This is a genomic window from Pseudomonas sp. Z1-12, from assembly GCF_051132015.1.
Classification (GTDB): Bacteria; Pseudomonadota; Gammaproteobacteria; order Pseudomonadales; family Pseudomonadaceae; genus Aquipseudomonas; species Aquipseudomonas zanjanensis.
The window spans coordinates 742,938-756,963 of sequence record NZ_CP071647.1 but is presented as its reverse complement, the minus strand read 5'-3'; the positions used below and the strand labels follow the sequence as shown (position 1 = coordinate 756,963).

Here is a 14,026-nt window from a genome sequence, read left to right as displayed (position 1 = left end):
TCAAGACCGTCATGCCCGCTTAACGCGAACAACATTGCCTTTAACACTGGACTCAGAAGGTGTATTGGCCGGACGCTCTTACGGTGTACGAGATAGAAAGCCACGCCTTCACTTGGCTCCGGCTTTATCACACCTAAATACGAAATGGAAAATCCGTGCCAATGGAAAAACCTGAAATCCGCCGCAATCCGAACTTTTACTGCGTACGAGATTGTAAACAGCTACCCGCTCTCGCGGGGAACCCGCCTGTTCTACAACTATCAATCCCGCGACAACAGTGTCACAACAGCCATCTTAAAAAATAAAAGAACGCCATGCTGGTGACCAGCGTTAACAGTACGCTCTTCTTCCATAGCATAATTGAGACGGCGAACAATCCTGCTACTACGTATGGGTTTTTGAGGGAAAAATCCAGCTGATGTTCAGGCAAGAATATAATGGGCGCGCATATGGCAGTCAGTAGTCCAGGCACTGCAAACCCAAGGAAATCCCGCAGGTTCCGACCCAGCCTCAACGGCAGGCGCGGTTCCAAAAAAACGTAGCGATTCATGAACAGGATGACGCTCATGAACATGATGACTAACCAGACCTTCACTTGCAGATATCCCCGTATCTTTTGCAGACAAATCCCGCAGTCATACCAGCGAGTCCGGACAAAATAAGCGCCGCCTCTACCTGTAAATAACTGAGTAGTACCGATGTAAAAAGTGACACGACTACACAAATTACCGTAGGTAGGTTCCGGACGTTTGGGATGATCAAAGCAATGAAGGTGGCTGCAATCGAAAAATCCAGACCCAGATTAGCTAGTCCAGGGATGCTGCTGCCCAGAATGATTCCAGCGCAGGTGAAAACATTCCAGAGAATATAGAACGTCAGGCCAACCCCGAGTGCGTACCACCGGTCGAAGCTTCGCGGGTCATGATGGCTGGTGAGAGCGAACAGCTCATCCGTGAGGAGAAAGCCCATTCCTGCTCGCCAGCGCATATTCATGGGGCTGATATGCGCTCGCATATGTAGCCCGTATAGTAAATGCTGCGATGTGAGTAAGAACGCCGTCAGGAGAATCGACACGATACTCGCGCCGCTTTTCAACATGCCTATGGCAACGAGCTGCGCCGCACCCGCGAACACAAAAGCAGACAACCCTTGCCCCTGTGCCGGAGTAAGTCCGGCATCAATCGCTAGCGATCCCGCCAGTAATCCCCATGGCGCACAGGCTAGCGAAAGTGGCAGTACGGCCAAAGCACCCTGACGGTACGAGTTGACCGATTGATTAGAAATTATCTGCACCTTGGCACTCTTTTAATTCTGACCTCCTCTGAAGGAGGTTTACGACTAGGTATGGCCCAACGCTCGAATAAATTAACCGAGAGTAAAACATGTGAAAGTTTAACACGAGCCGTACGGCCAATGTCCTAAAGAATGCGATATAGGCCCTGCTGAACTCTCTACACCGACTACGACCTTAAACCTCATGATAGGAGGCTACTAGCTACATCTACGGTTTAGAACCGAGATGTGTTGAAAAAGTCTGATAGTGATTTGTTGCAACGCAATTAATGATCGAAGAAGACATTCCTCCGTGAACGTCTTCTACCAATACAGCTTCAGCATTCCAGATTGGACAAAGCGATCGCCAAATGACGTCGCTTCTCCAGAGCTGCTAAAAGCGATTACAAATGCTGCTCCGATTGCCGGAACACTCGATACTCTTCCTGCCGCTCGTCCGTGATGTATTCCGGAATCGGGAAGTCCCACCAACCCGGCACCCAAGGTCCTGCGGCATCGCGGTCGGTCGGGATTTCGATCAGCACCGGCACGTTCAGATCCAGCGCTTCTTGCAAGGTCGGCTCCAGGTCTTCCGGACGCTCCACCCGGTAGGATTTCAAACCGAATGCTTCACCCACCGCTTTGAAATCCGGGCTATACGGCGTGCCGTCCGGGTGGTTGAACTCGGTACCGATGTGACGGCTGGTTTGCTTGCGCTGGCCACCGCGAATCGACATGTAGCCCGCGTTGTTCTGGATCATGAAGATCACGGGGATGTTGTTGGTCACGCAGATGGCAATTTCCTGCGAGGTCATCAGGAAGTCGCCATCGCCGAGAATGCACACCACCGGCTGATTCGGCGCCGCCAGTTTGGCACCGATGGCCGCCGGCACTGCCCAGCCCATCGACGAGAAACCGCCGGAGGTCAGGTGAGTGCGTGGGGTGTAGACCGGGAAAGTCTGCTTGACCGCACCCTGGGTGTTGCCCGACCCCACCACAACGATGGTGTCACGCGGAAAGATCTTGCGCAGTGCGCCGAGCGGGCGTTGCGAGGTGAACGGGAAGCGGTCGGAGTCGCGACGCCCGGCCAGTTTGGTCTCCCACTCGTCCTTATAACCGGCCAGGTCGCTCATGTACTGCTCGCGCTCGGCGCTGAAGCCCTTGAGGCCTTCGACGATGGCCGCCAGCGCGTATTTGGCGTCGGCGCAGATGCCCACCGTTACCGGGTAGTTCTTGCCGATTTCGTGCGGATCGATATCGATGTGAATCAGTTTCGACGGCGGAATGGCGAAGGTTACGCCCTTGGCATAACTCGACGACGACCAGTCGGTGAAGCGGCAACCCACAGCGACGATCACATCGGCTGTCGACGCGACCTTGTTACCGCACAGGGTGCCGGTCTGACCGACGCTGCCGGCGAACAGATCGTGGTCTTCGGGGAAGCCACTCTTGCCGTTCCAGGTGGTCACCACCGGAATTTTCAGAGCTTCGGCCAAGGCCAGGATCTCGGCATGCGCCTCGCCGGTGATCACGCCGCCGCCGATGACCAGCACCGGACGCTGGCAGGCCTTGAGTTCTTCTACAGCCTGAGCGGTGGCCGCCGGATCCGGGAACGATTTACCGATTGGCGTGCGTTCTTCCAGCGCGTGCAAGGTCACCTCGGCCGCTTCGGCTTGCACGTCCATCGGTATTTCGATGTGCACCGGGCCTGGGCGGCCAGTGACCATGGCGCTCCAAGCGCGGTGCATCATGAACGGCAGCTCTTCGACGCGGGTGACGACCCAGTGCCGCTTGGTCACGGCTTCGGCGATTTTCGGGAAGTCGTTGTCGGTGTAGCGTTCCAGCTCTTGCAGCAAACCATGACCGCGCATGTGCGTGGGCGGCCCGCCGGTGATCAGCATCAGGCTGGTGGAATCGGTGAACGCGGTGGCCAAGCCGATGATGGTGTTGGTGGCACCGGCGCCGATGGAGGTGACAGCGGCCATCGGTTTACCGGCGACCCGGTAGTAACCATCCGCCAGGTGAACGGCGCTTTGCTCATGAAAGACCTGAATGAACTTGATCTTCGAATCTTCTTCGAGGAAGGCGTCGGTGAGCGTCCAGATGCCATGGCCTGGAATCCCGGCGACGTACTCGACCCCGTAGTTTTTTAACGTTTGCGCCACGATCTGGCTGCCAGTGAGTTTTTTCACGTCAAACCTCTTTTTTTATAAATTGGGTGGGCACCTTAGCGCCGGTGAAGAGACTTAGCGGTAGCGTCCCTGCCCCGCCTGGCATCAGATCGCGCCAGTGCCGTACGGCACGTCTTTGTGACCGTAGCGTCGAACGCGCAAGTTCGCCTGTTCGGCATGGCCAACAAACCCTTCCATCATGCACAGCCGGGAGCAGTACTCGCCGATCAGTGCCGATGCTTCGTCCGTTACTACTTTTTGGTAAGTGCAGGTCTTGATGTACTTGCCTACCCACAAACCACCCGTGTAACGCGCAGCCTTATTGGTCGGAAGCGTATGGTTGGTGCCAATGACCTTATCGCCGTAGGACACGTTGGTACGTGGGCCGACAAACAATGCGCCATAGTCGTGCAGGTTGTTCAGAAAGAAATCGTCGTCACGCGTCATGATTTGCACATGTTCGGATGCGTACTGATCGGATATCTGCACCATCTCTTCAAACGAGTCGCAGAGGATGATTTCACCGAAGTTGTTCCAGGCTTCACCGGCGATGGCCGAGGTCGGCAGTTTTTCCAGTTGTTGTGCAACGCAACGTAGCGTGTCATCTGCCAGCGCACGGGATGTCGTCACCAGGACGGCCGGCGAGTCAACACCGTGTTCGGCCTGCCCCAACAAATCGGTAGCGCAGATTTCTCCATCGACACTATCGTCCGCGATGATTAGCACTTCAGTAGGACCGGCGAATAGGTCGATACCCACGCGACCGAACAACTGACGCTTGGCTTCAGCCACGTAGGCGTTGCCTGGGCCTACGATGATATCCACCGGCGAAATGCTTTCAGTGCCTAGCGCCATAGCCGCCACTGCCTGAATGCCGCCCAGGCAATAGATCGAATCGGCACCGGCCATGTGCTGCGCTGCCACGATGTACGGCGCCGGTTTGCCTTTGAAAGGTGGAGCGGCAGTGGCAATATTTTTTACCCCGGCAGATTTTGCAGTAACAATCGACATGTGCGCCGAGGCCAGCAGCGGGTATTTACCGCCCGGCACATAACAGCCAGCCGCCGACACCGGGATATGTTTATGGCCGAGAATCACGCCGGGAATACTTTCGATTTCCACATCCAGCATGGACTTCCGCTGCGCGTCGGCAAAACGTCGAACCTGAGTCTGAGCGAACAGAATGTCGTCGTGTTCACGTTGCGTGAGCGCGTTCATACATTCCTGAATTTCTACGTCCGAAAGCCTGTAGTCAGTGCGATCCCAGCCGTCAAACTTGATCGAAAGCTCACGCACCGCTGCATCGCCGCGTTTTTCGATATCCAGAAGAATCTGCGAAACATTGTTTTTCAAAGCGTCGGCAGCCGCCACCAACTGTTCTTTGGGCCGCGCTTGTTTAATCCACTGAGCCATACATCACCTGTTTTGTAGGCGCAGAAAACCACTGTACTCAACTTTAGATAAAGTCGAATACGGTTATTTCTACGTTTTAGTTGCTATGAGCCGGACAGTCGAACTCTTAACCATCCGGCCCCACGGATACGTTTTAAAAGTGCTACAGATCCAAGCCTTCGGCGAGTTTCTTCACGGCTTGTTCAGGAGTCATTTTCGGGTCGTTGGCGAAGTGAGTAATCACATCGATAATCGGCCCACGCAAGTCACGGGATAACGCCGTATTCTCAACGAACGATGGAATTAGGCTGCCATCCTTAATGCTTTCATCACGGTCGGCGAACGCTTGCTTGGAGCATTCATTAAACTTGTCACGTGAAACGTCGAGTCGTGCCGGAATCGAGCCGCCCTTGAGATTCAGGTTTTCCTGAACTTCTTTGGACATGGCAAGATTTGCCAGCGTTGCCTGGTTTTTCTGCTCATCATCCTCGTGTTTGAAGAATGCTAGGAAATCAGTCAGAAACACGTAGGTGTGACCATGGCCTGGGGCAGCCGTACACAAGTAATCCACTCCCGGCTTGAGACCTGCCGCAGCGAATTCGCCGTTGGCCCAATCACCCTGGAACTGCATGGCAGCTTCGCCTCGAATCACTTTGCCGGTCGCGATCGCCCAGTCCAGACCTGCGCGGTTAGGGTCGCTCAATTGCAGTACCTTCCGGTAGGTTTCAAAAACCTTGACCATTTCCGGGCCGCTCAGAGCGGCTTTGTCGGTTTCGATGATCGCCTTTTTATAGAACTCGACACCTGCCTGACCGATCAATACGTTGGTCCAGACTTCCGCTTCCTGCCAGTCGTCGCCGCCCATGGCCAACGGGATGATGCCGCCGGCTTTCATCTTCGCGCCAAGAGTGAGGAATTCGTCCCAGTTGGTCGGCACTTTGCCGCCATACTGATCGAGTACCTTTTTATTGATCCACAACATGTTTTCGCGACGCTGGTTCAGCGGCACTGCAACGGTTTTGCCGTTGCTGTTCATGTACTTGTAGAGTTCGGGCGAAATCAGTTTGCTCCATCCCCCCGCTTTGTCTTGGGCGGTCAGATCCGCCAGCGCTCCAGCTTCGGTGTATTCAAGGACAAACTGGGCTTGAGCTTGTGATGCCAGAGGTGGGTTGCCAGCAGCAAAACGCGATTGCAGGGTCTGGGTCATGTTCTTACCCCCATCGCCCGAAACTGCCGCGTCTTGCCATACCAGGCCATTGGCCTCTACAGCATCGCGCAACACTTTCATCGCTGCTGATTCCGAAGGTGACGTCCACTGGTGCATCACTTCGACGGAGTTGCTTGCGGCCCAGCTCGACAGACTCATCGCCGATGCAGCAATGCTGAACGTCGCCAGCACCCAAGGTTTAACACTGGATTTGTTGTTGTTTTCAAACTTCATGATTGGCCCTCACCAGGCGCTGAATCGAAACGAAAGTTGAACGACATCCACCTACTGCACTTACTTTTTAAATTGAGCCCGCCGCGAGTTTCCCCGCAGCCTGAAGCGCTTGGCGTTCTAACGTTTGCACGTCGACTTGCTCAATACGAAGCCCGGTCTGTTCGTTGAAGATCTGGATAGCGGAGTTCTCTACACAAAAGGTTGCACGCCCCAGATTCAATGGGGTTTTCGAGCGTAGTCGTGCCGTTAGCGGATGCCCGCCAATCACTAGATCGGCGTAGATATCAGAACCGGTCGGCTCGATCAGTTCGATAGTGGCGTCGATTGCCTGCACAGCCCCGCTGCCTGAATCCCCTGGCAAGGAGATCGCTTCCGGGCGTATCCCGGCCAATACAGCCTGGCCATCTTGCAACTCGGAAGTCACCTTAGGGCCCGCGACGTTCAAGCGACTGACCGGACCGTGATTGTTGGCGAACTCAAGCCAGGAACCGTTGCGATCAAATCGATAGACCGCTGGAATCAGGTTCATTGGAGGTGAACCGATGAAACCGGCAACGTAGGTATTGACGGGCTTATCGTAGATTTCTTCCGGGGAGCCTATTTGCTGAACCACACCCGACTTCATGATCACAATCTTCGTTGCCAGGGTCATCGCTTCCACTTGATCGTGGGTGACATACACGATAGTGGCTTGCAGACGCTGGTAGAGCTTTTTGATCTCGGCCCGCATGTCTACACGCAACTTGGCGTCGAGGTTGGACAGCGGCTCATCAAAGAGAAAAATCTTCGGTGAGCGAACCAATGCTCGCCCGATGGCGACACGCTGACGCTGGCCACCTGAAAGCTGGCTCGGTTTGCGATCGAGCAACGGCTGGATTTGCAAGGTATCCGCCACCCGGGCAATTGCCTTGTCACGCTCTTGCGCAGAGATACCCCGAACCTTCATTCCAAAGGCGATGTTTTCGCGCACGGTCATCGTCGGGTACAGCGCGTACGACTGAAATACCATCGCAATATCGCGATCCTTGGGCTCTAAACCTTCTACCGATTCATTGTCGATGAGGATATCGCCTGAGGTAATGTCTTCCAGGCCGGCAATAGCTGAGAGCAACGTCGACTTGCCGCAGCCGGAAGGGCCAAGTAACACCAGAAACTCGCCGTCACGTGCTTCAACATTGATGTCGTTGAGAATGGCGATATCACCGTATGACTTGTGCAGATTTTTGATACTAAGAGATGCCATGGTGTTACCCCTTCACGGAACCGGCCATCAAGCCGCGAATGAAATATTTGCCGGCGAACAGATACACGGCGAGTGTAGGCAGAGCAGCGAGAATCGCTGAAGCCATGTCCACGTTGTACGGGCGCTCACCGGTGCTGCTGCTGACGATGTTGTTAAGGGCAACCATGATGGGCACCTTGTCTCCGGACGTGAACGCGACACCGAACAGGAAGTCGTTCCAGATACCGGTGAACTGCCAAATGACGACCACCACCATGATGGGCAACGACATGGGTACCATCACGTACCAGAACGTCTGGAAAAAACCCGAGCCGTCAATGCGTGCGGCGTTAGTCAAATCTTTAGGTACCGACACAAAGTAGTTGCGGAAAAACATCGTTGTGAACGGTAGTCCGTAGATTGTGTGCGCGAATATCAGCCCTGGAATTGTTCCCGCCAGGCCCATTTTTCCGAGTAAGGTAGCCAGCGGGATCATCACCGCTTGCGACGGCACGAAGCAGCCGAACAGAATCATCGCGTACACCAGATTCTGCCCACGAAACTTCACTTGAGTCAGGGCATAACCGTTGATGGCGCCAATAACGGCCGAGATCAGGGTTGCGGGGATCACCAAATAAAACGTATTGGCAAAAAACGGACTCAGCCCCGTGCAGTTCACGCCGACGCAGGCTTTTGACCATGCATCAATCCAAGGCTGAAACGTGATTGCCTGCGGCAGGCTGATCAACTCACCTGTACGAATCTCGCCCATGCTTTTTAGTGAAGTAGTGATCATCACGAACAGCGGGGCAAGGAAGAACAGTGCGAACACGATCAGCGTGGTGTACAGCACCGTCCAGCCGAGCGTCCGTCCAAGTGAAAACTTGCGTGTCTTCCTCTTGATCACGGGCCGCGCCGCGGCGGGATTAGCGAGCGTTGTTGCGTTCATTCCGGATCTCCGAGTAGAGGTAAGGAGTGATGATGGCAACGACCGTCATAGTGATCATCACCGCACTGGCAGCGCCTTGAGCGAGCTGTCCACGGCCAAACGTGTACTGATACATGAAGGTGGTCGGCAGATCGCTCGAAAAACCGGGGCCACCGTTGGTCAACGCAACCACTAGGTCAAATGAGCGCAGCGCCTGATACAAAAGGATCACGACAGCGCTGAAAAATACCGGGCGCAGGGTTGGCAGTACGATGGACCAGTAGACGCGCGGCAGACTTGCGCCTTCCAAGCGGGCGGCTTTGAACAATTCGGCGTCTACGCCGCGCAATCCCGAGAGAAAAATCGCCATGATGAAGCCAGACGATTGCCAGAATGCTGCAATCACCAAGGTGTAAATCGACTTTTCCGGATTGATCAACCAGTCGAAGCTAAAACTAGTGAAACCCAGATCGTGGACAAACTTCTCAAGGCCAAGGCTGGGGTTGAGAATCCATTTCCACGACACGCCCGTCACAATGAACGAGATCGCCATTGGATACAGATAGATACTGCGGATAAAGTTTTCCATCCGCACTTTCTGATCGAGAAAGATCGCCAACAGCAATCCCACTACGATCGAAAGGCCAATGAAGAGGAGCGAGAACACCCAAAGGTTGTTGACAGCTACCAGCCAGCGATCCGTGCGCCAGAGCTTTGCGTATTGCTGCCAGCCCACAAAATCGAAGTTGGCGGCAAAGCGCGAAGAGGTAAAGGAAATACCAATTGTCCAGCCGATGAAGCCATAGACAACGATTCCCAGAATGACGACCGTAGGCAGCAGCACTGCCCATGATTTGAATTGCCAGCGCGCAAAAAGCCGACTGGTCGCTGATCTAGCAGGAACAGACATGGTCGTCCCCCCTAATAATCAGATGCAGCATGGCCGAAGCCTCTGCAATCGAATCCAAAGCTGAACCTTTGAGTTTCATAACGGCTTAACTCCTCTCTTTGGGCAGGTTTTTATAATTGGGATAAGCGCGGGTTCTTCGTTGTAAGCCCGTTGAAATCACCTTAAGCCGCATCCTGTTGCGTCTCAATTTCTCAGGAAAGCGTTAGTTGACGCACTTTGAAGCAGTCATTACCTAAACAAGCGTCATCGCATCGAGTTAGCGATGAATCAGCGGTAATGTCGTGATTACATCGGCCGCACCTAATACGCGAGCGATGGTTTCTGCGCTCTTCACTGCAACCTGCTCTGCGGTCATATCGGTAAGCACCGGAGAGAACACTTCCGGCCCTACCTGATTCAAACCGCCGGTAGCGGCCAGCGCTTTGATAAGTGCGGTGAGCGGAAACTCACCATCCCCCGGAAACAGTCGGTCGTAACAGTTATCCTTGATTGAAACGCCGGCAGGGAGGGCTAAAGGTCCGTCGTTGAGTTGGACACAGTGGATGCGATCCCCAGGGATTTCATGCAGCAAAGAAATATCCGATCCCCCGCGCACAAAGTGCCAAGCATCAAATACCAGGCCGCCATTCGCTGCGCCCGAATCGCGCACGATATCCCATGCCATGGCCAAGGTCGGCACTCCCCACAAGGGAATAAATTCAAGGTCGCAAAACATGCCGTGACTGGCGGCTAATTCACAAATTTTGGCGAAATGCTCGACAATTTCCGCATGCGGCATTGCTTTAAGCGGGAACGTGGCATTGAGGCTCATGTGAGTGCAACCCAACGCGTCACTGAGTTGCATGAAGCGTTCGGGGGTAGTGTCCACTGTGGAGATGTAAGCGGCATCCATATTGTCTGGATGCCAGATTCGCGGCCATGTATTGAGCGGATCCAGCCGGGTGATACGCACGCCCCAGTCTTCGGCCATTCGCCGGATATCAAGCAAGGAGGTTCCCTGCTTGATGATGCGTTCCAGTTCGGATGGCATCAATGACAGCTCCTGGAATCCAGCGAGCTGGGTGGCTCGGAATTTCTCCGCGAGCGGCAGATGCGCGATGTTCGAAAAAGGCATCATGTAACTGTTGACGGTGCCAGGCATGTCTTTCTCCACTCAATCCATTGCTTTGTTGTTGTAGCAAATTGACGGTGGAGCAAGACATTGTAAATTTCGCAAGACGTGCGCAGTCTTCGCAGACTGGCGCACTCGCGTCATTCAGGCCGAATCGATTGAGGTGTTGCCCGTGTTCAGATAAATGATGACTTCCTTGGGAATGGAAGGGTCACTGGGAGACAACACGGTGGCGCGGCGGATGTGCGACTTTCGGATCAAGCCTTTATCAACGTGACACATTGCTACTTTGACGGCTACGGGTTGACGCATCATCGTGGCAGCAATGCCACTGCTTACACCGAAAATGTATTTTTTTGAATTGCGATTGATAGCCGCCAGATTACTAAACGTCATCTCGTTCTTCTGAATCGTCTCGAAGTCGATCGAAAACAATCGATTGGAAATGAAAAAGCTCAACCCATGGTACTTGAACAGGTAATCAATCTTGCCGGAGCCATTCATGTCGGGAAAGCGTTCGAGGTAATAATGCATGAGCACCCCATCACGCTCATAAAGGCAGAAAAGCGAGCGCAGAATCTGTCCTTTGTAGATCGAAGAATAATGGTAGCGCTCATAAACGCCGACCAGCTCACTCAGCTTGTTTTCGTTCACTTTCACCACTTCGTCGATGAACATCAGCATCTTCGGCGACTGGATCAGATTGCGGAACAGATGGAAATGGCCGCCCTCCACCATTGAACGAAAGTCATTGGGCGCAGAGAAAAGCACGTCGGCACTGACCCCAAAAAAACCGGCGATTGCCCGCAGATTGTTCTTTGAAGGCGCATGTGTACCCGCAAGGTATTTATTAAACTGCTGCCGATTGATACCGATCTTGCGGCACATTTCGGAAATCGTTCCGACCTGCTCACACAAGGTGCGCAGATTCTCCGGAAAATGTTTTTCACTCTGCATCTCTTTCTACCATCCTTAACTGCCGCGTTCAGTGGTTCTTGTCACCACAGCTCCGAATCCGGAAACGTGCAAGGGCGTCAAGCAAAAAAGGTGCCCATAACTCCAAAGGCCTGATCTTGTGGTTTTCCAAGGTTAGCTCCCTCCGCTCACGCCCTGTTATGCGTCAACTCGCGTTACCAAGCGAAACAAAGATGCGATACATCGGGGCCTAAACGCTTTCAAGTTGCGTCAGTTTGAGAGGGCAAGAAGTCGAATGCGAAATTGATTTCAGTTCAAGGGGCGGTAGCCTGAACTCACCGTGAATGCTGTTCGGACTGCGGCCTGATTACAGTGCCTGCATGGGTGAGGAAGTTGCGAATGAATAAGAAAGAAGAGGTGGCGCCAGACGTCATCGTCATTGGTAGCGGCGTCGGGGGAGGTACATCGGCCCTGCGCTTGGCTCAGCGCGGTCTTAATGTTTTAGTCTTGGAGCGCGGTGACTACTTGCCTCGCGAAGCCGATAACTGGAGTCCAAAAGCGGTATATGTAGACCGAAAGTACGTAGGCGAGGACACATGGTTGGATGGTGATAACCGGCCTTTTAGCCCTTCGATTTATTACAACGTTGGTGGCGCTTCAAAGTTTTTCGGCTGCACAATGATCCGTTTTCGCGAGCGTGATTTCGAAGAAGTATCACATTTCGAGGGTGTATCACCCGCGTGGCCCATCACTTATCACGACTTGGAACCTTATTACGTCCAGGCCGAACGTCTTTACCATACTCACGGCTCTGCGGGCATCGATCCAACGGAAGCGCCGCGTTCGTCCCCTTTTTTGCTTCCAGGGCTCGTTTCAGATCCTCCAATGGTTGCGCTGATGGAGAAGGTCCGGCGCCAGGGTTTTAAGCCTTTCCCCCAACCTGCTGCGATTCGTATGGCGCCAAGCGGTGCGTGCATTCGTTGTGATACGTGTGATGGCTATCCCTGCCAGGTCGAAGCAAAAGCAGACGCAGAAATCAGCGTTGTACAACCTGCGCTCGCAACGGGGCGTGTGGTGTTACGGACTCGAACCCAGGTACATCGCTTGATTCTGTCGGATGACGGCAAAAACGTAACGGGCGTTGAAGTTGAACACGACGGAAGCCGAGAAGTGCTTTCAGCACGGATCATTATTCTGTCTGCCAGCGCAGTTAATTCAGCGGCACTGTTGCTCAAGTCAGCCTGCCCGCAGGCCCCAAATGGCGTGGCCAACAGCTCCGGCGTTGTTGGTCGGCACTATATGGCGCATAACAACACTGCATTGATGGCAGTTTCGGCAAGCAAAAACGAAACGCACTTTCAAAAAACTATAGCGATGAATGATTTTTACTTCGGCGACAAGGAATTTCCACATCCCATGGGTTGTATCCACTCCTTAGGGAAACTCAAAGCAGGCATGATGACCGCTGCTAATAAATGGGTGCCTGATTTCGTCAATGCTTTCATCGCAGCGCGCAGTTTTGACTGGTGGATCATGTCTGAAGATTTGCCTGATCCGGATAATCGGGTGACTGTCGAAAACGGCATGATCAAGCTGGACACCAAACGCAACAACCTCCGCGCACATAAAGAGCTAGTGAAACGCATGACTCGAATGATGCGTAAAGCGGGACTGCCATTGATACTGACGAAGCTAATGCCCGCCGCATCAACATCACACCAATGTGGCACCGTGCGTTTCGGCAAAGACTCCTCCACCGCTGCTCTCGACCCGTTTTGCCGCGCCTTCGATCATAGAAACTTATTTGTAGTTGATGCCTCTTTTTTTCCATCATCGGCTGCGGTTAATCCCGCTCTAACGATCGCCGCACAGGCACTACGAGTCGCGGATCATATTGCCACTGAGGATTTCGGGATAATAACAACTCGAACTTCCGAATCTCAACTACATCACATTTAACATAAAACTACTACTATAAATAAAAGAGGTTTAATCGTGAGCAAGGTTCTTTATCTATATGGAGGTTGGCCCGGCCACTACCCCTATGAAGTAGCTTCATGGGCCAGAGAAGTTTTCAAGGAATTGGATTTCGATGTCGAAGAATCAACGGATATTTTTACGCTTGATCGCGACTTAACGAATTATGACTTGATCGTCGTGGGTTGGAACAACGCGGTCACCACGGAAACACTTACCGCTTCGCAAGAAAATCATTTACTCGCGGCAATCGAGAGTGGAACCGGTTTGGTCGGCTGGCATGGTGCAGGAGCGGCGTTTCGCGCCAGCTTGAAATACCACATGGTGTTAGGTGGCTCATTTCTCGAACACCCAACGGGAGAAGGTTATCCCCACCCTTATATGGTCAACATCATTGATAGTGAACACGAAGTGTCTCGCGGTGTGAATGACTTTGAGGTGCGGTCTGAGCAGTACTACATGCAGGTTGATCCTAATCTGCATGTACTGGCAGAGACAACGTTTGACGGCAATCCGATGCCGTGGTTGAAGGGTCATCGTAGCCCCGTTGCCTGGGTGCGTCAGTGGGGCGAAGGTCGGGTTTTTTACCATTCCATAGGGCACGACACGAGCAATCTAGCAGATCCCAACATTCGCCTACTCACCAAGCAAGGCCTGAATTGGGCCACCCGCAAATAGGTATGACGT

The 14,026-nt window shown here is 53.4% G+C and carries 12 protein-coding genes; 2 read left to right on the top strand and 10 right to left on the bottom strand.

Features of this window, described 5'->3' with window-relative positions:
- Positions 1–280 precede the first annotated feature (280 nt).
- From J3P85_RS03250 to J3P85_RS03205, 10 genes are all read right to left on the bottom strand, one after another.
- The gene (locus J3P85_RS03250; protein ID WP_434704893.1) at positions 281–574 is read right to left on the bottom strand and encodes an AzlD domain-containing protein; all 294 of its coding nucleotides are present in this window, start codon (positions 572–574) and stop codon (positions 281–283) included.
- 17 nt (positions 575–591) lie between these two features.
- Positions 592–1,287, bottom strand: coding sequence for an AzlC family ABC transporter permease (locus J3P85_RS03245; protein WP_434706317.1), 696 nt, complete (start codon positions 1,285–1,287; stop codon positions 592–594).
- Positions 1,288–1,676: 389 nt separating this feature from the next.
- On the bottom strand, positions 1,677–3,464 hold the full coding sequence (locus J3P85_RS03240) for a thiamine pyrophosphate-binding protein (RefSeq protein ID WP_434704892.1): 1,788 nt from the start codon (positions 3,462–3,464) through the stop codon (positions 1,677–1,679).
- 84 nt (positions 3,465–3,548) lie between these two features.
- The gene (gene hisD / locus J3P85_RS03235; protein WP_434704891.1) at positions 3,549–4,856 is read right to left on the bottom strand and encodes a histidinol dehydrogenase; all 1,308 of its coding nucleotides are present in this window, start codon (positions 4,854–4,856) and stop codon (positions 3,549–3,551) included.
- Positions 4,857–4,998: 142 nt separating this feature from the next.
- Positions 4,999–6,276: an ABC transporter substrate-binding protein gene (locus J3P85_RS03230; protein ID WP_434704890.1), complete on the bottom strand. Its 1,278-nt coding sequence runs from the start codon at positions 6,274–6,276 to the stop codon at positions 4,999–5,001.
- 67 nt (positions 6,277–6,343) lie between these two features.
- Entirely contained in the window at positions 6,344–7,519 is a 1,176-nt protein-coding gene (locus J3P85_RS03225) for an ABC transporter ATP-binding protein (protein ID WP_434704889.1), read from the bottom strand.
- A 4-nt stretch (positions 7,520–7,523) separates the two neighbouring features.
- The gene (locus J3P85_RS03220) at positions 7,524–8,447 is read right to left on the bottom strand and encodes a carbohydrate ABC transporter permease (protein WP_434704888.1); all 924 of its coding nucleotides are present in this window, start codon (positions 8,445–8,447) and stop codon (positions 7,524–7,526) included.
- Positions 8,425–9,336: a carbohydrate ABC transporter permease gene (locus J3P85_RS03215; protein WP_400652191.1), complete on the bottom strand. Its 912-nt coding sequence runs from the start codon at positions 9,334–9,336 to the stop codon at positions 8,425–8,427. The genes J3P85_RS03220 and J3P85_RS03215 overlap by 23 nt, the downstream gene beginning before the upstream one ends.
- Before the next feature lie 256 nt (positions 9,337–9,592).
- Entirely contained in the window at positions 9,593–10,477 is an 885-nt protein-coding gene (locus J3P85_RS03210; RefSeq protein ID WP_434704887.1) for a sugar phosphate isomerase/epimerase family protein, read from the bottom strand.
- 114 nt (positions 10,478–10,591) lie between these two features.
- Positions 10,592–11,404, bottom strand: a complete 813-nt coding sequence (locus J3P85_RS03205; RefSeq protein WP_434704886.1) for a helix-turn-helix domain-containing protein — start codon at positions 11,402–11,404, stop codon at positions 10,592–10,594.
- A gap of 357 nt (positions 11,405–11,761) precedes the next feature.
- Between J3P85_RS03205 and J3P85_RS03200 the strand changes: the two genes are divergently transcribed.
- The gene (locus J3P85_RS03200; protein ID WP_434704885.1) at positions 11,762–13,321 is read left to right on the top strand and encodes an FAD-dependent oxidoreductase; all 1,560 of its coding nucleotides are present in this window, start codon (positions 11,762–11,764) and stop codon (positions 13,319–13,321) included.
- Between the two features lie 36 nt (positions 13,322–13,357).
- A complete protein-coding gene (locus J3P85_RS03195) occupies positions 13,358–14,017 on the top strand; it encodes a ThuA domain-containing protein (RefSeq protein ID WP_434704884.1) in 660 nt (219 codons plus the stop codon).
- The last annotated feature ends 9 nt before the right edge of the window (positions 14,018–14,026 follow it).